This window comes from Bifidobacterium sp. M0399, assembly GCF_016100595.1.
Lineage (GTDB): Bacteria > Actinomycetota > Actinomycetes > Actinomycetales > Bifidobacteriaceae > Bombiscardovia > Bombiscardovia polysaccharolytica.
In genome coordinates, this window is record NZ_JACFSD010000002.1 from 397,100 (window position 1) to 420,363 (window position 23,264).

At 57.7% G+C, this 23,264-nt stretch carries 15 protein-coding genes and 1 tRNA gene; 6 read left to right on the top strand and 10 right to left on the bottom strand.

Going from position 1 to position 23,264, the window contains the following annotated elements:
• Positions 1-258: 258 nt before the first annotated feature.
• Entirely contained in the window at positions 259-1,554 is a 1,296-nt protein-coding gene (locus tag H3V09_RS06290) for an ROK family transcriptional regulator (protein WP_198191239.1), read from the top strand.
• A 58-nt stretch (positions 1,555-1,612) separates the two neighbouring features.
• Here H3V09_RS06290 and H3V09_RS06295 read toward each other — a convergent pair whose 3' ends face one another.
• The 6 genes from H3V09_RS06295 to H3V09_RS06320 all read right to left on the bottom strand — a co-directional run bounded on the left by H3V09_RS06295 (position 1,613) and on the right by H3V09_RS06320 (position 13,234).
• Entirely contained in the window at positions 1,613-4,627 is a 3,015-nt protein-coding gene (locus H3V09_RS06295; protein ID WP_198191238.1) for an alpha-mannosidase, read from the bottom strand.
• Positions 4,628-4,956: 329 nt separating this feature from the next.
• Positions 4,957-5,865: a carbohydrate ABC transporter permease gene (locus H3V09_RS06300; RefSeq protein ID WP_198191237.1), complete on the bottom strand. Its 909-nt coding sequence runs from the start codon at positions 5,863-5,865 to the stop codon at positions 4,957-4,959.
• Complete coding sequence (locus tag H3V09_RS06305; protein ID WP_110425917.1) at positions 5,858-6,733, bottom strand: carbohydrate ABC transporter permease; 876 nt, start codon at positions 6,731-6,733, stop codon at positions 5,858-5,860. Before H3V09_RS06305 ends, H3V09_RS06300 begins: the two co-directional genes overlap by 8 nt.
• A gap of 76 nt (positions 6,734-6,809) precedes the next feature.
• Positions 6,810-8,114 (bottom strand): extracellular solute-binding protein, encoded by a 1,305-nt coding sequence (locus H3V09_RS06310; protein ID WP_198199044.1) that lies wholly within the window; start codon positions 8,112-8,114, stop codon positions 6,810-6,812.
• 733 nt (positions 8,115-8,847) lie between these two features.
• Positions 8,848-10,275 carry an alpha-L-fucosidase gene (locus H3V09_RS06315; RefSeq protein WP_198191235.1) on the bottom strand — a complete coding sequence of 476 codons (1,428 nt, stop codon included), beginning with the start codon at positions 10,273-10,275 and terminating at the stop codon, positions 8,848-8,850.
• Positions 10,276-10,489: 214 nt separating this feature from the next.
• The gene (locus H3V09_RS06320) at positions 10,490-13,234 is read right to left on the bottom strand and encodes a glycoside hydrolase family 2 protein (protein WP_198191234.1); all 2,745 of its coding nucleotides are present in this window, start codon (positions 13,232-13,234) and stop codon (positions 10,490-10,492) included.
• Positions 13,235-13,481: 247 nt separating this feature from the next.
• On the opposite strand from H3V09_RS06320, the gene H3V09_RS06325 reads away from it, so the two are divergent.
• The 5 genes from H3V09_RS06325 to H3V09_RS06345 all read left to right on the top strand — a co-directional run bounded on the left by H3V09_RS06325 (position 13,482) and on the right by H3V09_RS06345 (position 17,374).
• Positions 13,482-13,554: transfer RNA gene (locus H3V09_RS06325), tRNA-Lys, on the top strand.
• Positions 13,555-13,844: 290 nt separating this feature from the next.
• Positions 13,845-14,588, top strand: coding sequence for a hypothetical protein (locus H3V09_RS06330; protein ID WP_198191232.1), 744 nt, complete (start codon positions 13,845-13,847; stop codon positions 14,586-14,588).
• Positions 14,585-15,655 carry a hypothetical protein gene (locus H3V09_RS06335; RefSeq protein ID WP_198191231.1) on the top strand — a complete coding sequence of 357 codons (1,071 nt, stop codon included), beginning with the start codon at positions 14,585-14,587 and terminating at the stop codon, positions 15,653-15,655. The genes H3V09_RS06330 and H3V09_RS06335 overlap by 4 nt, the downstream gene beginning before the upstream one ends.
• On the top strand, positions 15,652-16,311 hold the full coding sequence (locus tag H3V09_RS06340) for an ABC transporter ATP-binding protein (protein WP_198191230.1): 660 nt from the start codon (positions 15,652-15,654) through the stop codon (positions 16,309-16,311). The genes H3V09_RS06335 and H3V09_RS06340 overlap by 4 nt, the downstream gene beginning before the upstream one ends.
• Entirely contained in the window at positions 16,298-17,374 is a 1,077-nt protein-coding gene (locus H3V09_RS06345; RefSeq protein WP_198191229.1) for a hypothetical protein, read from the top strand. The genes H3V09_RS06340 and H3V09_RS06345 overlap by 14 nt, the downstream gene beginning before the upstream one ends.
• Before the next feature lie 1,002 nt (positions 17,375-18,376).
• On the opposite strand, the gene H3V09_RS09190 is transcribed toward H3V09_RS06345, so the two are convergent.
• From H3V09_RS09190 to H3V09_RS06365, 4 genes are all read right to left on the bottom strand, one after another.
• Entirely contained in the window at positions 18,377-18,682 is a 306-nt protein-coding gene (locus H3V09_RS09190) for a type II toxin-antitoxin system RelE/ParE family toxin (protein WP_015022586.1), read from the bottom strand.
• Positions 18,679-18,969, bottom strand: a complete 291-nt coding sequence (locus H3V09_RS06355) for a type II toxin-antitoxin system RelB/DinJ family antitoxin (protein WP_198191228.1) — start codon at positions 18,967-18,969, stop codon at positions 18,679-18,681. The genes H3V09_RS09190 and H3V09_RS06355 overlap by 4 nt, the downstream gene beginning before the upstream one ends.
• A gap of 394 nt (positions 18,970-19,363) precedes the next feature.
• Positions 19,364-22,402 carry a cation-translocating P-type ATPase gene (locus H3V09_RS06360; RefSeq protein ID WP_415873506.1) on the bottom strand — a complete coding sequence of 1,013 codons (3,039 nt, stop codon included), beginning with the start codon at positions 22,400-22,402 and terminating at the stop codon, positions 19,364-19,366.
• 454 nt (positions 22,403-22,856) lie between these two features.
• Positions 22,857-23,243: a hypothetical protein gene (locus H3V09_RS06365; protein WP_144177819.1), complete on the bottom strand. Its 387-nt coding sequence runs from the start codon at positions 23,241-23,243 to the stop codon at positions 22,857-22,859.
• Positions 23,244-23,264: the final 21 nt, after the last annotated feature.

Here is a 23,264-nt window from a genome sequence, read left to right on the forward strand (position 1 = left end):
CTGCAGATGACAAGACAAAGACCAGCCACTGCGTAAAACGGGGAGGACTTCATCAGTCGATTCGGTTGGGCCGGGGCCATCAGCTCCTACCTTCCTAACACGGTTCTGGCCCGGTACGCCCGCCCTGCTTACTCATCCACGTCGCTTCATGCCAATAAAATCAATGACATACAAGAAACCCTCCCCGATGCCGAAAGGGCCATCCATCCGCACTTGCTCGGACCAGGGATGCGGAAACCATCGATCAATGAGGCAAGAATGTCCCTTTCCAAACAGTCAGAATCCCCCTTCCTGCAAGGGACCAACCTTCCCGCCGTCGGCGATTACAACCGCAGTGTGGTTCTCGACACCATCCGAAAAGCCGGACAGATCAGTCGGGTGGAGGTGTCCCACCTGACCGGCCTGACCAGCCAGACGGTGACCAACATGGTCCGCAAGTTGATTGACAGTGGACTGGTCCAAGAGGAGGGAACGGTGACGGTGGGCAGGGGGAAGCCCCGCACGGCAATCAGATTGAATCCCGATGGCCGCTATGCCGTGGGAATCCATCTGGAACCGGCCAAGACCACCGTCATTCTGATCAATCTGGCCGGCCATATCATCGACAGAGACCTGCCCGACCTGCCTGACGACTCTGCCCAGGCCATAGCAGCACTGGCCTCGACGGTCTCTCTCCTGCTCGGACGCAACGGTATCCCTGGAAAGAGGATGGGGGGAATCGGCATAGCCATCCCCGGCCCAGTCGATGCAAGGCGGGGGACCGTGCTCGACCCACCCAACCTCTCCGGCTGGCGCAACGTCCGACTGGCCCACGACCTGGAATTGAGCACGGGTCTACCCGTCTTCATGGAGAAAGACGTGACTGCCGCCTGCCATGGCCAGACCTGGGCGGGCAGGGGAGAGGAAACCGGCCAGGACTTCCTATTCATGTACATGGGCCTGGGCATCGCTTTCGGGACGGTCAGGCATGGCCATGTCTACCAAGGTAGAACAGGCAACGTGGGAGAGATGGGACACATCGTCGTCGACACCTCGGGCCCTGCCTGCTGGTGTGGACAAAGGGGGTGCGTAGCCGTCACCTGCGATCCACGCTCCCTGGTCAAACAGGCTGAGAAGGAGGGCCTCTTCCCCGCTCCTACCCACGTGCAGGACCCGCGGGCCTTCAACGATTCCGCTGACCTCCCCTTCTTGGATGAGGCCTTCAAGTCGCTCTGCCAACGGGCCCACGGAGGCGATGAGGTCTGCCGAGACCTCCTCCTGGAATCGGCAGGGCGAATCGGCAGGGCTGTGACAATCCTGACCGACCTGTGGGATATGGACACAGTGGTCTTCGGGGGTCCCTACTGGCACCTCCTGAAAGACATCTACCTGGATAGAGTGGCCCAAGTTCTCAGGCGGCGGTCCGTCCTCAGGCAGGTCCATAACTTCAAGGTCCTGTCGACCACCTTGGGGGGCGACATCGCCGCCATTGGAGCTGCCAGCGCCATATTGGACCACGATCTAACACCCGGCCCGGCCCCGGGGATGTCCGGGAGAGACCGTTCGGCGATTTGACAGGCGGATTGCGAAAGGTGCCGTCCGGCAGGTTGCTGGACGGCACCTTTCACTCGATTCAGGACCTGTGGAACCGCAGGGTCACAATCTGGAAGGGATGGAGCTCAAGGTCGATCCCGTCCTCACCCTTGGACCGTATGGCCGGCTGGACAGCATCGCAGGGAACCTCCATGAGGCCCACTTCGTCGACACTGGACCAATCAAAGCCAGCGGTCAGCCGAGCACGGGAACGTGCACCGGCGGATTCATAAAGACGGACGACCAAATCGCCCGACCTGTCCTCGGCCAGCTTGACGCTCTCGATCAGCACATCCTGCCCGTCCACTTCGACCAGGGGGTCTACCGGGTGGGCGCCTGTCAACCGCCGGACCGGGACGTTGAGCCTGTAGCCCATCCGGATGGCCCGCCTGATGTCGGTACCCACACCCAGGGCCACTGTGAAGTCGTGCTCTCCAAGGTCGGCACGGGGGTCCGGGAAGTGGGGGGCGCGCAGGAGGGAGATCTGGATGCGTGTGCCCGGCCTGCCATCCGGCAGGACAAACTGGTGGATGTCATGGCCATAGTTGGTGCAGTTGGCCAGGCTGACGCCGAAATCGCCCTCCTGGATGTGAACCCACCGCTGGGCCGCGGCCTCGAACCTGGCCTGTTCCCAGGAGGTGTTCTCGGTGACCGGCCTGGTCAGATGACCGAACTGGATCTCGTTGACAGACTCCTTGGTGTAGAGGTTGGTCGGGAAGGAGAGCTTGAGCAACCTATCGCTTTCCTTCCAATCCACGTGTGTGCGGATCACCAGGGCATCGGTGTCATCATCCAAGCTGAGCTCCTGGCTGAAGGTTGACTGGCCGATGGTCCCAGAGACGGTCACGGTCCCCTGGTCGGTCAGAGCAGTCCCCTCGACCTGGGCACCAGGCAGTTCCATGTCCTGGTAGGTCTTGTCGATATCCCAGGCATCCCAGTGGGCGGGAGCGTCGACGAAGAGGCGGAGGACGTTGGCCGGGGCAGCAGGGTCGATTACCTCACGGCCGGAGGCCCTGTCGACGGCCGAGACCACATGACCGCTGGCATCGATACGGAAGGAGACACGGTCGTTTTCGAGAACCGTATCGTCGCCCTCCCTGCGTGCCTGACCACTGGCGGTACTGTCGGGTGCGGCCACGGCACCGGCGCGGACACCCTCCTGGCTCAGGGGCCCTGCGTTGGCCTCCAGCTGGACCGGGCCGCTGCCGGCAAGCGCCTTGAGGGACCTGTCGATGATCTCCTCCAGCTGGGCCCAAATCTTCCTGTCGGAGCGCTGCACCTCGGCATAAACCCAGGCGATGGCCGATCCGGGAAGGATGTCGTGGAACTGGTAGAGGAGGACCTTACGCCAGATCTCCTGCAGCTCCTCGTAGGGGTAAGGGGTCCCGCAGAGGATGGCGGCCTGGCTGGCCCACCATTCGGCCTGCCGCAGAAGGGACTCGCTACGCTTGTTCCCGCTCTTGGTCGCCGCCTGTGAGGTGGCCGTACCACGGTGGAGCTCCAGGTAGAGTTCACCCACCCAACGAGGCGGGTCTTTCATCTCTTCCTTGGCCTGGCGGAAGAAGGTCTCCGGTGAGGTCATCAGAACGCGGGGGCCACCCTCCAGATTCTCCTGGAGCTCGGTCGCCGCCACCATCTCACGGGTGGGCCCGCCACCGCCGTCACCCCAGCCGTAGAGGAGCAGGCTGGAAGCCCCCTTCCCCTTCTCGGTGAAGTTCTTCTCGGAGCGAGCTACATCGGCTGGGGAGGCATCGGAGTTGTACTTGTCTGCCGGCGGGAAATGGGTGAATATCTCCGTCCCGTCGATCCCCTGCCACATGAAGGAGTGGAAGGGGAAAGTGTCTGTGTCGTTCCAGGAAATCTTCTGGGTCAGGAAGTAGTCCATGCCAGCCAGGCGGGCAATCTGCGGGAATGCACCCGAATAGCCGAAACTGTCCGGCAGCCATGCGACGTGCGAGGTGACGCCGAACTCCTCCTGGAAGAAGCGGCCGCCCTGGAGGAATTGGCGAACCAGTGACTCGCCACCTGGCAGGTTGGCATCGCTCTCAACCCACATCCCCCCGACGGGGACGAACTGGCCGGAGCGAATCTTGCGCCTGACACCCTCGTAGACATCGGGCTCGCTGTCCTTGAGCCACTGGTACTGCTGGGCCGAGGAGGCAGCAAAGATGAAGTCTGGGTACTCATCGGCCAGCTCGACCGCATTGCTGAAGGTCCTGGCCACCTTGCGCGGGGTCTCTCTGAGGGGCCAGAGCCAGGCGGAGTCGATGTGCGCGTGGCCTACGGCATAGACGGTGTGACCCTTGGTGGCGGGTGCACTGAGCACATCCACCAGGCACTGGCGGGCACGGCGGGCGGTGCCTGCCACATCATTGGGGTCGATGCTGTTGAGTGCAGCCTCGATAGCATCCAGGATGTTAGCGTAACGAGTGCGAGTGGGGTCCACCTCGTGCAGGAGACCCTCGAGGACCTTGAGTTCTTGGATCAGGTTCCAGACCTGGAGGTCAAGCAGGCCCAGCTCCAGCCGCTGAAGACGGTAGATGCCCTGCTCCTTGCCCACACCCTCGTTGCCCAGCTCGGTCGGGTGGAAGGACCCACCGTTGGAGATCTGGGGGTTAGATGCAGCCTCAATGTAGAACTCGCAGGGCTGGCCTGGTTCGGGCACCGGCACCCACCCGTTGAAGGGCTCCACGGCCTTGATTACGGTCCCGTCTGGGCGACGGACCAGGCCTTCGGCCTGGAAGCCGGGACCTAGTCCGACCCTGCCCAGATCGACGACCAGCTCGGGGCGGGTATCCGCCTCGTTGGCCCACTCAGCCGGCACCTGGCCGGTCACGTGAAGCCACCAGGTGTCCCAGGCCGTTCCCCACGGGTCCCCGACCGACATAGGCCGGTATTCGGCCTGCTTGGCCGTCTGGAAGTCGACGGGTTCGCCGGCGACGTCCCAGGACTCGATTGAAACAGGACAGGTGTGACGGTACAGGGCGTTCTGCAGGTGCTGGCCCAGAAGCCTGTCCAGCCTCCACAAGACCTTTTCCTCACGCGTGAATCCCAATGTTCAACCTCCTCGTTGGCGGGTCCCAGAAGACCCCGCACGTACATTGTCTTTTGCAACCTGTGCAAAAGTTAGTTTAGTTTACTTCTTTGTCGGTTGCCACCGCCTGCGCCGCATTCCGCACACCTTTTTCTGCCATCATCACAAATCTTTCCCTGGTGGTTGTGAATTTGTCTACTTCCTTGCGGTTAGACGGCTGGGAGGATGACTTCCCATCATGCCCCTCCCCTACGAGGTTACCCGGCCGACCGATGACGACACCCTGCCCTCACGGATTCCGCCGTGAGGGGCACGCTACTGGCGCTGGTCCTCGCCGCGCAACCGTCTTTTCATCCCTTCACACCGCCGGCCAGGGAGTATGTCCCCAGGAAGCGGTTGGCGATGACATACATGATCACCACTGGGAGGGAATAGATCAGGGAAAAGGCGGCCAACTGGCCGTAGATGATCATCCCATGCTGGCCGAAGAAGGAGTATATGGTCACTGAGGCCGGCTGCTTGCTGGGCGACAAGAGGAGCATGTAGGGGACGAAGAAGTTCCCCCAGGTCCCCATCAGTATGAAGATGCTGACGGCCGCCAGCCCCGGCTTCATCAGCGGAACCACCACCAGTCGCAGGGACTTAAGCATGCTGGCCCCATCCACCCAGGCGGCCTCCTCCAACTCGACCGGGACCGAGTCCATGAAGTTTTTGGTCATCCAGATGGCCATGGGGAGCGAGGATGCCGCCAGGAAGAGTATGGTCCCCGTCATTGAATCCAGGAGGTGAAGCATGACGAAGAGGGAGTAGACCGGGACCATCAGGCAGGTGATCGGCAGGCAGGTGCCGAAGAGGATGGTGTAGAGGAAGGGTTTGTTGAACTTGGACCGGTATCGGGAAAGGGGGTAAGCGCACAGAACGGCGCAGGCCAGGACGATCACCGTCACCACGGCCGAGATCAGGAAGCTGTTCCACAGGGGAAGGAAGGTCTGGTCCTTGGTCATGATGGCCGCAAAGTTCTTCAGAGTCCAATGCCGGGGAATCTTGGTCTGGAAGGTGGCTTCCCCGTCGAAGGCGGCGAAGAAGAGCCAGAGGAGGGGGAGGATGAAGGCCACGAAGACGACTCCCATGGCTATGTAGGACAGACAGGCGGACAGGCCATGCCTGGTGGGCGAGGTGGGGGTGTTCAGCCTCCCCCTGTGCCCGACCGTCCGGGCCGGGCGTCGGCCTGTAACCGGTTGTCTGATTGCCTCACTCATTGGTTACCCCTTTCTCGTCCTTGAGAGCGTTGACATAGACGATGCCGAAAATCGCACCGATGAAGAGCATGACCACGGCGATGGCGCACCCGTAGCCGATGTCTCCGAATTTGAAGGCCACCTTGTAGGCGAAGACTGGCAGTGTGGTGCTCTTGTCTCCGGGCCCGCCGGATGTCATGACGAAGATCAGAGTGAAGGCAGACATGGTCTGCAGGGTGATCAGCATGAGGTTGGTGACTATGGTCTGCTTGATAACGGGAACGGTGATATGGATGAAGACCTGCCAGGCGTTGGCACCGTCGACCACGGCGGCCTCGGTCAGGGACCGATCCACCTCACCGATGGCGGCCTGGTAGTTCATCATGGAAAAGGCCGTACCCCTCCAGATGTTGGCCAAAATGACCGCGAACATAGGAAAGAGGTAGAGCCATTCCGACCCATGCACCCCAAAAAGGGAGAGGATCTGATTGAGGGTGCCCTCTTTTGAGAAGAAAGCGTAGCAGGCGAACCCGGCAACCATCTCGGGCATGACCCAGGCGGCCACGACGGCTGTGGAGACGAACTTGCCGGCGATTTTGTTGGCTCTCTGTAGGAGAACCGCCAGGGCCAAGCCCAGAAAGTTTTGAGCGATTATGGCGCTGACCACGACGAAAATCACAGTCAGCCATACGGATCTGGGGAAACTTGGATCGGTGAAGAGGTGTGAATAATTCTTCATGCCGACGAAGGCGGGCGCTGTGGCGGTGGGCCCACTCAGGGAGACATTGGTCAGTGACCCGTAGAAGGCCCAGATGATGGGACCGAGCATGAAGACGGCCATGAGAACTATGGCGGGCAGGACCGTCCAGTACCGTTTTGCAGTATGCATTATGGCATTTCCTTTCCAGGACGGGAGGTCGGGCGCAGAGCCAGGAAGCAGGCCGCGCCCGACCGATCACCAGGTCCTATTCCCTGGTGGCAACCTTGTCCTGGCCGACGATGCCTGTCACCGCTTGGTCGTAGGCCTTGGCGGCCTCGTCTACCGACATTCCACCGGTCACCACCTGCTCAGTAGCCTTCTGGATTTCAGCCGAAACCTTGGGGTACTCGCTCACGCTGGGGCGGACATGGGTGTAATCCAGAGCCTTGGTAGTGATCTCGGTGAAGGCGTTGGTGGCCAGATACTTGGGATCCTTGGCCACGTCGGACCTGACCGCGATCTTGGACTCCTTGATGTCCTTCTCCAATGAAAACTCCCTGTTGCCTAGGAGCTTGATGAACTCGAAAGCCAGCTCCGGGTTCTTGGACTTGCCGCCAACAGCCAGGGTCCACCCGCCGGAAGAGGTGACGTATTCTGGTTTCGCACCGGTCTGGCTAGGGAAGAGGGCAGCCCCCAAAGTCTTTTCGTAGTCCGGCCACTCCTTGGACCCGCCTTTAATCCATGTGGAGGGCAGCCAGCTGCCGTCCAAGGTAAAGCCGATCTTGTCATTGGGAAGCCAATCCATACTGATCGTCCCGCCGATATTCACATCCTGCGCCTGGGCCGGAGTGGGGGCATAGCCCTTGTCATATATGGTCTTGAGGAAGTTCAGCGAATCCTTGAACCCCTGGGAACCGATGGTCCACTTCCCCGTCTTGACGTCCATCAGGGCCTTGTTTCCCTGCTTGGTTCCGTAGAGCAATTGATAGAAGCTCTGCATGGATGTCCCCTCGCCGATGGCCGTCCCGGCGAACATGTTCATGGGGACCACACCCGGCACCTTGGCCTTGATCGTAGCCGCTGTGTCCAGCAGGTCCTGCCAGGTGTGCGGCTGCCAGGGGATAGGAATACCCGCCTTTTCGAAGACGTGCTTGTTGTACCAGATGACCCTGGTGTCAGTGTCGGCGGGGACCCCGTAGACACCGTCACGGCCTGTGCCGATCTTCTTGGCGCTCTCGATGTAGTACTTGTTCCAGTCCTCCCACTTGTCCACGAAGGGCTTGATGTTGTAGAGGTAGCCGGCATCGGCATCGGCCTGCAGACTGTCAGAATCCTGGTAGAGGACATCCGGTGCGGTCGCAGGCGACCGCTGTGACAGGGAGAGCTTGGTCTTGTAATCGGATTCCTGCGCCGAAATAGGCTGCAGGTCGACCTTCTTGCCCGGGTGCTCCTTTTCGAATATCTTCTTCGCCTTTTTTACCTGTGTATCAAACTGAGTGAACTGATCAGTCTTCTGATAGATGACTTTTATGGAGTCACCCCCCCCCCGCGGAAGAGGACGACCCACCACAGGCGGACAAACAGAGCGACACAACTACCGCCAAAGCCGTCAGACCCAGCGACTTCTTCATTTTCTTGCCCATCTTGCTCCTTTGCACTTGTACGGCCCTACCTTGGAATATGGCATCTTCGACTTCTTATCCTTCGGTAGGACCGATTTAATCAATTTAAATGATTTATTTGGAGATTGCAAGTCTCCCTCACCCTGTCAGGGGTGAGTCTCAACCTGGCCCTCTCCCACCAGCACCATTACCGCCCAATCCCATGAATGAGCGGCTTTCCTGACGGTTGAGAGCCCTGTCATCACCTTCTCCGTGGCCTTCTGGCTTTCGACGAAGGAGGCCTTAAGATAGACCGTCACGCTGGGGCCGAAACGGACGAACCCGAGCGAGTCAGTTATCTGTCGGATGAAGGAGTAGCCGCCTGACAGGCGGGATCCTCAGCTATACCCGATCTATTTTATCAATTCAATTGATTTATTAGTCGAGCACAAGACGTTTCACATACGCCCGTACGTTGGGACCCGGTTGCCATGACGGTCCTCAGCGGGGCAGGCAGCCGGAAGCCTATAATCCCGGCCCCTGCTCCACTTGCCTAGCGGATAATCCAGTAGCGTTCGGTTGGCTTGCCCTGGCTGTTCTCCCGAATATCCTCGGCGGTCCTGCCCCCGGCAGTCGGCGATCCAACAACGCTCCACCTAGTCCAGGGAGACGTAAATCCTCCAACCGCCGACACCAGCTAGCTCATCGCCCGCTTCCCTCGCGGATCAGGCAGGTGTCCAGGGCCACGGGACCACGTGACCTGGTCACACTGACCTCCAGGTGGCTGGTGGTCAGCGGACCGACCTGTGCGAAGTGCTGATACCCAACGGCCCCTACTTCTGCCACCTGGCGGAGTTCACCGTCAAGTTCGGCACTGATGACGACCTGCTCCACCCGCTGGCCGACCTCGATGTGCTCGCGAAGGACGAGCCCATCCACCTGTCGGGGGCGGTCGAAATCAATGGTAACGGTGGGATGCTCATCATCCGCATCTGCCAACCACCAGCCGGAGCCCACATCGGTGGACAGGAGGGCCTGTGGGTCGCTCCCGCAGGCATTGGAGGAGACGGACACATTGACACCCTCGGTGACGGCCCCCTGCCAGAATTCCCGGATCCTGCGGCCCAGACCGGTCAGGGAATCCACGTCGGGCTGGCTGATCTTCCCCTGGGCGTTCGGCGGCACGTTGAGCAGGAGATTGGCGTTCCCGCCGACAGTGGTGGACCAGATGTCGAAAAGTTCGTCAGCCGTGCGCACCTTATCGTCCTCACTGGCATGGTGGAACCAGCCAGGCCGGATGGAGGTGTCGACCTCGGCCGGATACCAGACCAGAGGACCGCCGTACTGCTCAAGAACCTTGCGGCTGCCCAAGTCCTCATCTTCAGAGCGCATGGACCAATCGGGGCTGGCGAGTTGGTCCACTTCCCCCTTGCCCATCTTCCACTCTGCATGGCGGAGCGGGGCTGGAACCACACTCCACTCGTTCTCACGTGCCTTACCGGCCTCGTTGCCACACCAGCGGACATCAGGTCCGCAGATACTGATGACCGCCTCCGGTTGAAGGGCCCTGATCACGTTGAAGTAACGTTGCCAGTCATAGGCCTGGGTCTTGCCGTTGGGCCCCTCGCCATTGGCTCCGTCCATCCAAACACTGAAGATGGGTCCGTAGTGGGTAAGGAGTTCTATCAGCTGGTTGACATAGTAGTCGTCATAGGCCTTGCCCTGCCCGTAAGCGGCCTCGGTCCTATCCCAGGGGGACAGGTAGACACCGAACTTGAGGCCGTGACGGCGGGCAGCCTGGGAGACCTCGCGGACCACATCGCCCTTGCCTCCCTTCCAGGGAGAGCTGGCCACGCTGTGCTCGGTGTAGGCACTGGGCCAGAGGCAGAAGCCGTCATGGTGCTTGCAGGTGAGGATCACCCCCGTCATACCAGCGGCTTTAAAGGTCTCCATCCACTGGTCGCAGTCCAGGTCCGCCGGGTTGAAGAGGGCGGGATCCTCGTGGCCCAGGCCCCATTCGCGGTCGGTCATCGTGTTCATGCCAAAGTGCATGAAGGCATACATCTCCATGCGCTGCCAATCGAGCTGACGGCGGGATGGCTTGATATTGGCGAGATAATCCAGATTCATCGGAATCCTTCCTTGGAATTCGTCTTGTCGGTGGGTTGCCTGGGTCTGCGGTCTCCTGGCTGGTCTTTGCACTTCTTTGTTCGAGTCTGCTCATACTCCATCGGGCAGCCGAGACCCAATTAATTAACTTACCTCACAATTACTACGAAAGGAATTGACACGCATGAAGCATGAATCGGAGGGGACACCATTCACCTTCCCCTCGGAAGGATGCTCACAACTGCTGACGATGCAAATCGTTGGCTGTCCGCAGGACCTTGGGAGACAAGAAGGCCTCAGGATTGTCCACAGGAGCCGAGGTGATGTGCCAGACGACCGACTCCCCGGGAAGAAGGGTGGCCATGCCGCCGTCGATTGAGGCAGCAGGGTCCACCTTGTCCACCATGCAGAAGACGTCACGGGCATATGTCCGAGCGGTCAGGGTCAGTTGGTAGCCGCAATCCTCTGCCTCAATAGAGGCTTCGAGGGGGTCGGGTCGGAGGGCCTGGTCGACGACCTCTGCCGGATTGTAAATGGCCCTAGCAAAACCTGGTTGGTCGGAATTGGCCACGAGGATCTCCTGGGCAGGGTCGCCGAAGGTAGCCACGGCAGCCTCCAGAACCACCTGCGCCTGTCCCCCTGCCGGTATAGAGACCCGGGCGATCTGATTGGCCAGAACAGTTCCATCCAGGCGGCGGCGCTCCACCCGCCACTGACCCTCCCAGGCCTGACGGGTGTCGTTGACCATGACCAGGGCCAGCTGGTCGGGGGCGACAGGCATGCCAGCCCAACTGTGCTCAGTCCGGTATTCCTCTGAGACCTCGGGCTGAATGGAGGCTAGGCGAGGAGCGAAGAAATCACGCGAGGCGAACCAGAGGGGCTTGCGATGCCCGTCATAGTCCACCGCCGCCCAGGAGATCACCGGCCAGTCGTCATTGAGCTGCCAGACCAGAGTGCCGGCATTCACCGGCTCCAGCGAGCGCATGTACTCCACCCCGAATCGGATGGCCTGTGCCTGCTGCAGCTGACAGGCCCAGTGCCAGTCCTCAATGTCCTCCCAGCGGTCACTGGGAATCAGCCAGGAATGTGGCCCATCCGAACGATGACCGTTGACCACGCCGCCGTAGCTGATGTCATAGAAGTCACCTGGAGTCAGGTGGGAACGCATGCCCCGGGAGAGCTTGATGTTGCCATCGATGGCCTTCTGATGGACCAGCATCTGGGTGCCGAAGGGGTCCAGGGGGCTGTCATGCACCACCCGGGTCAGGGTGCTCCAGGCAGGAGGCGCCTGGTATCCAAATTCGTCGGCGAAGCGGGGTTTGTAATCCCTGTAGGCCCTGTAGTCCTTGTTGTTCCACACATCCCAGATGTGCACGGTCCCATCGTTGTCCTTGTTGGGCGAGGTGTACTTGGTGAAACTCATCGGGGAACTCGGCAGGTAGATCCTGGTCGGATCCAGCTGTGCGAACAGACGGGGGAAAAGATCGGAATAGTATCCATCACCCCAAGGGCGTTCCCCGTAGCCGTACGCGTTGGGGGCAGCCGAGGGGTCGGCCAGAGCGTTCTTGAACCCGCCCCAGTCGGCATAGGCCGTGTAGTTCTCGTTGGATCCGTTCCATACGACCAGGCTGGGGTGCGGGGATAGCCGACCGATCTGCTCCCGGGCCTCTGCCTCAACCTCTGACCAGTTATCCGGGTCCTCCGGGTAGGCGGCGCAGGCGAACATGAAGTCCTGCCAGACCATCACCCCGTTCTCGTCCGCCATGTCATAGAAGTCATCGGACTCGTAGTATCCACCTCCCCAGATCCTGACCATGTTGGAATTGGACTCGACCAGGTCCTCCATCCGGCGTTGGTAGCGATCCCTGTTCATCCGGGTCATGAAAGCATCGTCGGGAATCCAGTTGTAACCGTGGGCATGCACCGGTACTCCATTGACGGATATGCGGAAGGGACGGCCGTCCTCATCAGCCGCTGTATCCACACTGACCGTGCGGAAACCCACCCGGCCTGTCCACATGGCCTGGGGACGGGATTCATGGGACCCGGCGGCCGCCTCCTCCTGGCCTGCCGTGACATCGACCGTGTAGAGGGGGTGGTCACCATAGCCCAGGGGCCACCAGAGCTGCACATCCGGCACCCTGAGGACCAGGCGGACCGTGTCCGCCCCAGCCTTGAGGAAAGAGCACGCCTGGATGTCGGCTCCGTTACCACCGAGATGGACCCGCACGGGTATCCCACCAGACTGGGTGCCAGGCCGGGCCGTCTCATCGATACCGGATCTGCCGCGACCACCGGCGCGTTCCAAATCCACATCCACGGTGAGCAGGCCCTCGCCCTGGTCGTCGACATCTACCAGCGGGCGAACCTGGGCAATTCTGACACCGGACCAGGAATCAATGCCTATGGGTTGCCAGATTCCAGCATTGGCCACGTCGATTCCCCAGTCCCATCCGAAGGACGAGGCCGCTTTCCGGAGCTGGTTGAAGGGGTGGTTGTCATGAGGGTAGTAACCCAGAATCGCCTGTCGCCTCTCCCCCTCGCGGACAGGGGAGGTGAAGGAGACGACCAGCGTGTTACCACCCTCCTTGAGTAGATCGCGCACATCCCACCGGTAGGAGCGGTAGGCGTTCTGGGTGCTGCCAACCGGTCGGCCGTTGAGTTCCAGTGCGGCTACCGTGTCCAGTCCGTAGGCCACCAGGTCGTGACGCTGCGAACCGTCGTCGTGCCAGTCGAACCGGCAGGTGAACCGCCAATCCACATCGCCGATCCACTGTTGGGCCTGTTCGTTGTCCCCGTCATAGGGATCACCGATCAGGCCGGCACGGAGGAGGTCCATGGTCGCCTCCCCAGGTACTCGGGCCTCGACCCCATTGGCCAGGCGATCGCGGAGATCCTCTGGCGCCGCTTGGGGGTTGAGGGCTGTCATGGTCCAAGTCCCGTCAAGAGGGGTGAATGTGGATGGGTGATGTGTGAGCATGGTGCTTGTCTTCCTTGTCTTGCGCTCCGTCGGCAGAGGCTTCAACCTTTCCCCGAAGTCCCGTGATGGTCATTCAACGCGGTGTACTCCTGCACCACACTAGCAAAGGGACGGGCCGAACTTCAGGCAGCGACGAGTCCGGCAATCGAAAGGGTCGGCCGGTGGAGACCCGGCCCGATGGGGTCATCCGGTGGACAGGCCGTCGCGATGTGCCGTCGGCCAAGTATGAGGTATACTGTGCCATGTTGCCCCTCTGGCTCAATGGTTAGAGCAGCGTCCTTTTAAGTCGTGGGTTGTGGGTTCGAATCCCACGGGGGGCACTTTTTCTGCTGGCTCGCATTGGGCGGGTTCCATCGCCATGCGCCATTCTATTGGCGGAAAGAAATGCTACGATTTTACTACTGGCGACAGAGTTGTTGCGGCAGTATATGCCAGTATCGGCAATATAAACGATGGTCTCTTATGAAAGAGGTGTCAAGATGACAACTCGAAAAAATAAGGTTCTTGGCACAATCGCTTCGATGGTAGCTGTTCTGACTTTAGGTCCTGTAATAACGCCCACTGCTTCAGCACCCTGGAATGCGGATGCTGGTATTACAGGGAGGTACTCATGATGCGTGTGCATAAACTTATGAAAAATGTTGTGCTTCTCGCAGTTATGCTCTCTATGACTTTACTTTGTGGTTGTGGCGGCCAGAAGTCTACTCAGAATCGGGCCCAAGAGAAGAGCAGCACTGAGCGCAGTGGGTCTCTGGCCCAAGAGAAGAGCAGCGCTGAGCGCATTGAGTCTCTGGAGAGTATGTTCAAATCAGCAGCCTCACGTAAGGATTTGGATGACTTCGAGCGAGATGTGCTGAATCGTGCTGTAAAAACAGGTCGTATTGATCCTGCTGACTATGAAACTGCCCACGACAAATATCTGGAGTGCATGGCTAATGCAGGATATGATGAGCACGACACCAAGATGCCCGATGGACTTTATAAGAGTTCAGAGACCTTAGACCCAAACATTGATAGTAAGCAATGGTTTAAGCAGGTCACTTCATGTTCTGCCCACACGACTGATACAATTGAAAGTCTGTTCCGCGACCAGCAGGATAATCCCGAGCGCTATAAAGATACTGGAATTTTGGCAGCACAATGTTTGATGGATGCGGGGATTGCAGATAAAACATATACAGCGGCAAAATTCAATGAGTCAGCCCAAATTCTGCAGGCTCATCATGATAATGATCAGCGCGCTCTTCAAGAAATTTTCGGTTTTCCTGTAGCAGGTAAGCAAGGATCCCAGGCGCGGTATTGTCTTTCTTTGGGGGGTTTGAACATGAGCGTAAATGGGGTCGATAATCCATGAAAAATCTTCCACATTTCAAAAAATCACGAGGTAGGTTCACTTCTGCGCTCATATTGTTAGCAGCTGTCATTGTTCTAATAGGAGCAGGTTGTGCCGCTGGAATAGTCATGGCATCACGTTTTACTCCTCAGACTTTAGCCCCGGTAGAATCGACTGATAAGGCTCCTGTCACGACGGAAAATTTTTTAGATTCTCATCCAGTGAAAGTGAGTTTTGATCTTGCGGCTGATACACCTCTGTCATGGAGTGGTTCAGGCATGGTTACTGCGACGGCCATTCAGGGAAGCGGCGAAATTACCTCTGGCAGTTCCCCGTTTTCAGTCAATAATGTACCAGTTCTGGCGATCCATTCCTCTTTGCCCTTCTATCGTGATTTAGGCCCCCTAGACCAAGGAGACGATGTGGCAGCGCTGCGCGAGGAGCTGTCTCGCATGGGGTATGCCGTGCAATCGTCGAAGCCCAAGATCTTTGATAGGTTTATGCATGCGGCTCTATTAGATGTGCAGACCAAGAAGGGACTGGCGGACGAGGGATCACTAAAACTTGAGCACGTAGTGTGGTTGCCTGCGGAAAAGATTCAAGTTGGAGAGTGGAAGTTAACGCTCGGATCGCAGGCAGAACAAGAATTAGGCCTTGTAAAGGGTCATTTGAGCGCTGTGCGCGTACAGAAAATGCCTGAATCATTGGCTCCAGGCAATCACGTGATAAACCTCTTTGGTAAGCGCGGTGCCATATCGCAAGAAGGGTTGTGCTCGGATAAAGCGTTTCTGGATACTATTGCTGCCAGCCCCGAGTTTGCTTCGATCTCTGGCAATCATGATGCCCTTGCAGCCGGGGTTGATGGCAGCATACAACTAGAGAATCCAGTAAAAGCTTTTAAAATTCCTGTAGGAGCTGTCTTTGCATACCAAGATGACCATGCATGTGTACAAACTGGTTCTGAGGCCAGGAGGATTACAATTTTGGGTTCGAACGGCGGGTTCGTCATGGCATCTTCTTCTAAGTCTTTGCAATCTGTCAATCTTGGATCAGCTATCAATACAACTTCTTGCAAGGTCGCTCAATGAGTAGCAATTCGCTAGGAGCTTTGATAGTACAAGTGGAGGATGTGTCTCACCGATTCCCTGAGACTGATCTACTGTATGAACACGTTAATTTTGAGCTGGAAACGGGTCAGACTTTGGCTGTAACCGGACCTTCCGGCTCAGGCAAATCGACCTTGCTATCTCTGGTAGCAGGTTGGGAAAAGCCATACAGCGGGCGAGTAGATATCCGCAAAGGTTCGCGAGTTTGCTGGGTTTTCCAAAACCCTTACGGTCCTAAATACAGAACAGTTCGAGATATAGCTAGTTTCCCTTTCATTGCTCACGGTATGCCAAGGCCACAGGCAAATGAAAAGGCGGAAGAGACTCTTGCTGAGTTCGGTTTGAAAACGAGGATCGAATCTCTCTTCTGCGATCTTTCTGGTGGGGAGGCTCAACGGCTTATGCTAGTCAGGGCAATCTGCTGTGAGCCTGATTTGCTTTTGGTAGACGAACCTACTGCTCAGTTGGATATGAGGTCTGCCCACCAAGTGGCGGACAGTCTCAGACTTCTGGCTGACAGGGGTATGGCCGTTGTGATTGCAACACATGATCCGTTCGTATGGCAATCTTGTGACCGGGTGCTCAACCTTGAGGAGCATGTGCCGCTTGCAGAGGAGGGTGTGCATGCGCTTGCGTGAGACCTTCAGAGAAGCTTGGCGGAATATCAACAGCGGGATGTCGCAGTTTTTATCGACTTTATTCATACTCACTTGCGTGATTGCAGCGTGCGCTGGAATCGACGGCCGCCAGGTTATGAGCATTGAACAAGAAGCACGCACATACAGGAGCTCCCTCTCTAACGTCTATGTAATTAAGGCAGAGCAGCAGATTGAACCCGCTGCTTGCCTGGCATTGCCTCAAAATACCGGAATTGAAGCCGCGGGTGGCCTGCGGAAAGCGACTCCTATACGGTTGACTTTGTCGAAGGCAAGTCCGCTTAACACTTATGAGGTATCACAAAGCTTCCTCACAGTTATTACTGGCGGGAAACAATCCTCTGCCACGACTGGAGGTATTTGGCTTTCACAAGCACTAGCTGATAAGTTTTTCTTACATATAGGCTCACAAGTAGATACAACTGCTGGCTCTATGAAACTTGCGGGCATCTATCAGTGGCCAGAAGACGGTAGAGACACTAGGCTTGGCTTTGCTGCACTCGTACCGGTAATCACCCCGTCTGCTTATGATGAGTGCTGGGCTTCTGTGTGGCCTCCGAAGAGTATTTCCAGGACTTTGAATCAGGCTTTGCAGTATTCTGAAACGTCTGGTAACGCCCAAACCGAGCAAGTAAATTACACTATGGGGGACAAGTTTGACCCGAATACTGAGTTCACCTCACGTTTGACCCGACCTTTAATTTTCGCGCCCCTGCTTCTGTGCTTTGTCTTTGGGGTTGCCGTATGTCGTAGACGCAAGCTGGAGAATTCTGGTTATCTGCATGCTGGTGAGCCTAAATCTTCGATGGTGCTCCGGCTCATGGTTGAATATGGGTTGTGCACGCTCATGGCGGTATGTTTGACTCTTACAATTTCAATTATTGTTCTAAAGATTATTCGGGTTACAGATATATCAGGAGTGCTGGTGGCATCTTTGCTACCTACGATTTGCTCTACCATTCTCGGCATGACAGCGGGAACTGCTGTCGGCGCCTGTAGCATAAAGGAAAAATCTCTATTTAAGCATTTCAAAGATCGCAATTAATGGTAAAAATCGTTGGCATGCGAAGATGGCGGAAGAGTGGTGACCAGGACTGAATTTATAAAAATCCAAGTATCGGTCACCACTTACGTATTCTAGGCTTCTGCGTTCTGTTGGGGAGTCGGAATTCGATTCTCTTGGTCGAGAGTGAGCCGGTAGCATCTTTCACCAGTCGGTACGCCGTATCACCACACAAGTGCCCCTCGAGTTGACCTGGGAAGGTCCAACCTTTCGGCAGGCGCTTAAGTTCGTTCTCAAATGCTGTGCTCAGTGGGGCCACTCGTTCCTTGTCTCTTTTGCCCGTGAAATCGTCGATAAAGTCCTCTGTCCCGGCCGCTACTGCTTCTGTTCTTCGTAGACCAGCGTCAGCGAATAATCTCACCAGCAATCTGACCCATGGATCTGGGTGTACAAGCACCTTAGACACAGCTTCCACTGGCGTTGGCTGCTGTTTCTTCTTCTTGGTTTGACGGCCGGCACTATGTCCATTGGATTATCAGGAAGGCGCTTCGATGCATGCGACCAGGTAAAGAATGAGCGCATCGCATTCACCCTTGATCTAAGCGACAGGTTGCTTATATCTTATATCTTCCTCTAATACTATCCGCTGATCCAGCCAGGCAATTCAAGATTCCGGCGGCTGCCGCTGAGACAAAACTCCATTGAGGCTTCTTCCGTAAACGTTCCGGATTTAAGCATAAAAGGCCGGTTAAACGGGCCAATATAGCAGCAGCAACAGCTACCGTCTGAATAACAATGTAATAGGAAAACCCTTAAATACCATAAGTCGTGGGTTCTCGATTCGAATCCCACGGTGGGCACTTTGGATTGCCGATTATTTTATACCAGTCACTATGCTCCATAAAAGATTGATCCCACGAGAACACGAGTATCTGCCGCAATACCCAAGTGGCTACACCCTGATACAGCATCCATTCAGACCATCAACCTGTGCAAGGGTGGGCTAGGCAACTGATATATAAGCCATGATCCATTTGTTGAAGCTCAGTATCTACCGCGCCTGCCCAGCACTTGATCGTGAGAGCCTAACCGCAGTATATAAGCGGCATCGCCCTCACTATGCCACACCATCAGCAAATCTGCGGCATTACCTGCATGGCACTCATACACAGCTGCATAACCTTGCAGCATGTGCATTCGATGATGCGCTTTCAAAGTACGGAGCGACGCTTCGGAATTCTCTGCTATCAAATCTAGCACCTCCTCGACCGGCTCTAATGGAACGTGCCTGCGAGCCATGCGTTTCAGATCTCTCGCGAAAGCACCGGTGGGAACCAGCGCGAGCCTCATTGGTCCACGCCAGCAGTTGCTAGCACGCCATCCACCAGGTCCTTTCCTGTGGTGTACCCCTTAGTATTTCCCCTTATGGCTAGGAGGCGCGACTCCTCCAAGGCGTCCTCGGTTTCGGCGGGCAGACCCAGGCTGAAGTCGAGCGGCACCCGTTGCTCGCGAATGATCTGCTTGTAAAAGGCTCTGGTGACCGTAGTCATATCCAGACCAAGCTCCTTCACGATACGATCTACCTGTTGCTTGTCTGCATCGGATATACGCACCGTAACCTGAGACATCTTCTCCATGGGAGCCCACCTTCCTTGTTGTCTGTAATTTTGCATTAAAGTGCAAAATTACAGACAATTTCTTACTTTAATGCAAAATTGCAGTGCATGGTAAGGCATCAATGCACATAGCTGACAGCAATAGCATGCATCCATTGCTTCATGCTGCGCTGGGCGATTCCGACTACTCATGCTTCCAAGCCAACTTTGACGAAGCGGTCTTCTGCTACAACCAAAGTCGCCCGAACGAGAATGATGCCGGACACGGATGCGCTCGCTCCCCCCTAGCAACAACAGCCTTGGCTCTACACAGCTGATCCACAATGGCTTTGCGGAAGATGAAGTAGGGCGCAAACTGTGTCCTCACTTAATGCAGCGGCAGTGAGTGCGGTCGCCGCATCAGGAAGAAGCGATGTTATGCCCGTATCCGTCTGATCGCCCAGTTGAACAGCTTGCGCAGCTCCGAGGCCACAAGGACCAGGGAGGCCAGGGCGATGCACTCCAACCAGGCCTGAGGCTGGAGGGGAACAGTGCCGAAGGCCTCGCCCAGGAAGGGCACATAGATCACCAGAAGCTGCAGGAGGATGGAGATGCCGATGGCGCCCCAGAGCCAGGGATTGCTGAAGAGCCCCTGGAAGGCCGACTTGCGGGAGGAGCGGGAGGCCAGTGCGTTGAAGAGCTGGGCGAAGACCAGGATCGTGAAGCCCATGGTCCGCGCCTCACGCATCTGCGCCTCATGGCCGATCGCCTGGACCGACCTGTCAGTGAAGAGACCGCCACTCAAATGCATGTCCATGCCAATCAGGGTCACCAGGGCCATGACCAGGCCGATATAGACGATGTCGACCCACATGTTCCGGTCAATCACCCGGTCGTCGACGGACCGGGGCGGACGGCCCATCAGATCGTCGCTCTGCGGGTCCACTCCCATGGCCAGGGCGGGAGCCGCATCGGTCAGAAGGTTGATCCAGAGCAGCTGAGTGGCCAGGAGCGGCACGGTCACGCCCGCCACGCCGGGCTGCGATATGCCCAGAAGACCCGCAAAGACCACGCCCCCGAAGACCGTGAAAACCTCGCCCATGTTGGAGCTGAGCAGGTAGCGCAGGAACTTGCGGATGTTGTCGAATATGCCCCGGCCCTCTCGTACAGCCTGGACGATGGTGGCGAAATTGTCGTCCGCCAGAATCATCTTGGCCGACTCCTTGGTGACCTCGGTCCCGGTGATGCCCATGGCCACGCCGATGTCCGCAGCCTTTACAGCAGGGGCGTCGTTGACGCCGTCGCCGGTCATGGCCACGACCTTGTCCTGGTCCTGAAGCGATTCGACGATCTTCAGCTTGTGCTCGGGGGCCACGCGAGCGTAGACGGAGACCTTGGAGGTGGTCTCCCGAAGCTGGTCCGCATCCATGGCATCCAGCTGCTCGCCGGTGCAGGCGGGGCCGCCGGGTTCGGTGATGCCCAGGTCACCCGCGATCCTGGCCGCAGTGAGTGGATGGTCGCCAGTGATCATGATCGTTCTGATGCCGGCACTGTGAGCCTGAGCCACGGCCTGGCGGACCTCAGTCCGAGGCGGATCGATGATGCCGACCATGCCCGCCCAGATCAAATCGCTTTCCAAATGGGCGCTCTCCTGGATTACCTTGTCCGCAGACAGGAGAACTGCGGAAGCACGCTGAGTCTCCTTAGACAAACGGTCCGTCTGGCCTGTCCCAATCGTGCTTGACGGCCTCTCCCCCTTGTCATCTTCGGTCAGGGACGACAGTTCCTGACCGGATACAGGCCGGAAAGCCTGTCCTAGAGTCCTGTAGGCATCGCCGGACAGTTGGCTGACCTGGGCGAGTATCCTCTCCCGGTCAGCGCTAGTCATAGGCCTGACCTGGCCGTCTTCGAGAATCCGGGCGCACCGGCCGAGCAGCACATCGGGAGCACCCTTGCAGAAGAGACGCGATTGCCCTTCGCTGCCGTCACGCGGAGCGGCCAGGACCGACATGAGCTTGCGCTCGGACGTGAAAGGAATCTCAGCCAAACGACGGTAGCCGTCAGCCTTGGCATCAGCGCCGACTTTGCGAGCGGCGACAATCAGAGAGACCTCCGTGGGATCGCCGACGCTCTGCCAGTGACCCTGCCCGGATCCAGACTGGGCCTGGGAATCAGGTTCGGCCTCGACCGGCTGCCAATGCAGGTCTCCGTCGTTGGCGATGGCCCCGACCATCAGGGTCTCTTCCACTGCCTCAGCCAGAGATGAACCAATGGTATCTGTCAGTTGTTGATCATCTGACCCACTGGCCTCGAACGGCTGCATGGTTCCCTCCGGAGCGTACCCGGTGCCAGTGAGCCTGACCTGACCCGAGGGGACGACCACCCGTTCAACGGTCATTTCATTGCGTGTAAGAGTTCCTGTCTTGTCGGAGCAGATGACTGATGCCGATCCCAGGGTCTCCACCGAGCTGAGCTTCTTGACGATGGCATGATGCTTGGCCATGCGCTGCACGCCCAGGGCGAGAACCACAGTCAGGATGGCCGTCAGCCCCTCCGGCACAGCAGCTACGGCCAGAGATACGGCCATGAGCAGGGAATCAATCAGATCCTGGGTTGTCTGAAAGCCTTCCATCAGGGCCAAAGCAGCCAAAACCAGGGCGGCAATCAAGCAGACGGCCAGTCCGAGGAGCTTGGAGACGCGGGCCATCTCCTTCTGTAGGGGCGTGGGTTCCTCCTGGGTATCAGCCAGCATGTCGGCGATCTTCCCGACCTGGGTGTCCATACCAGTAGAGGTGACGATCATGCGCCCGTTCCCCTGGGTCACTGCGGTGCCGTTGAAGACCATGTTGGTTCTGTCACCCAGAGCCTTGGGCTGGTCAAGCCGACCGGGCCGCTTGCCCACCGGCAGCGACTCGCCGGTCAGCGATGCCTCGGCCACGCGCAGACCCGCGGCCTGGAACAGTCTTCCGTCGGCGCCGACCGAATCGCCTTCAGCCAGGACTACTACATCACCAGGCACGATCCTGCTGGTCTCCAGGCTGACCACCCGGCCGCCTCGCAGCACCGAGGCGTGCGGGGCCGTCATGCTCGCCAGAGCATCCACAGCCCGCTCGGCCTTAGCCTCCTGAGCGTACCCCAGGGCGGCATTAAGGATGAGGATGATCATGATGACGATGGCATCAAAGGGCAGGGGCTCCCCGCCTCCTGATGCCGGATGTGAGCGTTCCACCACCCAGGCCACCAACGAAATGGCCGTGGCTGCCAGAAGCAGATAGACCAAGGGGTCCTTGAACTGTTGAAGGAATTCCCTCCATGCAGGAACGGGAGGCGCTCCAGCCAGCTCATTAGGACCGAACCTGTCCAGCCGACGCGCCGCCTCGGCCTCATCCAGGCCCCGGTCGGGGTCCACATTCAGAGCAAGGGCAACCTGATCGACACCTACTATAGAAGGGTCCTTGAGGACGGGGCCATTCACTCTGCGCCTCTGCTCATGGCCCTGCCCTGCAGTCGGGATCACGCCGGTATCTGTCGATTTCTCATGCTTGGGATCGCTGGTCAACCCAGTCATGCCACTCTCCTGCTTATGCCACGGAGTAGTCAACGCTTCAGAGGCCCGTTGGAAGAAATCAGAGGCGGCCAGACCAAAACGCTGCGTGGATGCTTGCCAAGTTGAACCAATAATATACATAAACACGGCCGAAGTCGTCAAGGCCTTTGCTTCAGTATGCATTCTCAGGCCTGTCTCATGACAGAGACGGTATCTTTGCTGCACTTAACTTGGCAGCGCCCTAGTTGCCGAATCCCCCCCCCCAAAAAAAATACTAGATCTTCATTAGAAAAGCTTTAATCAATTTGGGCTCATCTGGCATAAAAACCCTTATCTGCCCTGAGAATCCTATTTAAGACCCTCTTGTGATTATTCGACAGGCTCAGCTGGCGTTATCTGAGCAGTAAATAGTCTTATAGGCCAACCATGGTAGTTCTTGCCAGCCGTCTGCCCTAACGATCCTTTCAGTGGAGACACCATTGGAAATAGCACTAAACACGAGAAAGAGAGGAGAGAGACGGACAAAATGCACAACATTATCGATCTGCAGAATAGTAATATCGCCATGAATGATGAAGCCGCTCATCATAGCGGCGTCAGCATATTTGCATGCCACGGCGGTGGGCATGATAATATCTGGAGTTGATGGACCTGCAGCTAATCCACAAAAATATGCCACTGCGATGACGCATTCACCAAAATGGCATGGGCTGTCATTTTTGCCCTGATGACGGCAGGGACAACAGTCATGTAAGTCTATGGGCGCCATCCTTGTATGGCATCCATAGCA

Bases quoted from the DNA above. Each gene is read 5' to 3' on its own strand.
- H3V09_RS06290 (WP_198191239.1), top strand. From the start codon at position 259: ATGTCCCTTTCCAAACAGTCAGAATCCCCCTTCCTGCAAGGGACCAAC.
- H3V09_RS06300 (WP_198191237.1), bottom strand. From the start codon at position 5,865: ATGAGTGAGGCAATCAGACAACCGGTTACAGGCCGACGCCCGGCCCGG.
- H3V09_RS06305 (WP_110425917.1), bottom strand. From the start codon at position 6,733: ATGCATACTGCAAAACGGTACTGGACGGTCCTGCCCGCCATAGTTCTC.
- H3V09_RS06315 (WP_198191235.1), bottom strand. From the start codon at position 10,275: ATGAATCTGGATTATCTCGCCAATATCAAGCCATCCCGCCGTCAGCTC.
- H3V09_RS06320 (WP_198191234.1), bottom strand. From the start codon at position 13,234: ATGCTCACACATCACCCATCCACATTCACCCCTCTTGACGGGACTTGG.
- H3V09_RS06330 (WP_198191232.1), top strand. From the start codon at position 13,845: ATGATGCGTGTGCATAAACTTATGAAAAATGTTGTGCTTCTCGCAGTT.
- H3V09_RS06335 (WP_198191231.1), top strand. From the start codon at position 14,585: ATGAAAAATCTTCCACATTTCAAAAAATCACGAGGTAGGTTCACTTCT.
- H3V09_RS06340 (WP_198191230.1), top strand. From the start codon at position 15,652: ATGAGTAGCAATTCGCTAGGAGCTTTGATAGTACAAGTGGAGGATGTG.
- H3V09_RS06345 (WP_198191229.1), top strand. From the start codon at position 16,298: ATGCGCTTGCGTGAGACCTTCAGAGAAGCTTGGCGGAATATCAACAGC.
- H3V09_RS09190 (WP_015022586.1), bottom strand. From the start codon at position 18,682: ATGAGGCTCGCGCTGGTTCCCACCGGTGCTTTCGCGAGAGATCTGAAA.
- H3V09_RS06355 (WP_198191228.1), bottom strand. From the start codon at position 18,969: ATGGAGAAGATGTCTCAGGTTACGGTGCGTATATCCGATGCAGACAAG.
- H3V09_RS06365 (WP_144177819.1), bottom strand. From the start codon at position 23,243: ATGGCGCCCATAGACTTACATGACTGTTGTCCCTGCCGTCATCAGGGC.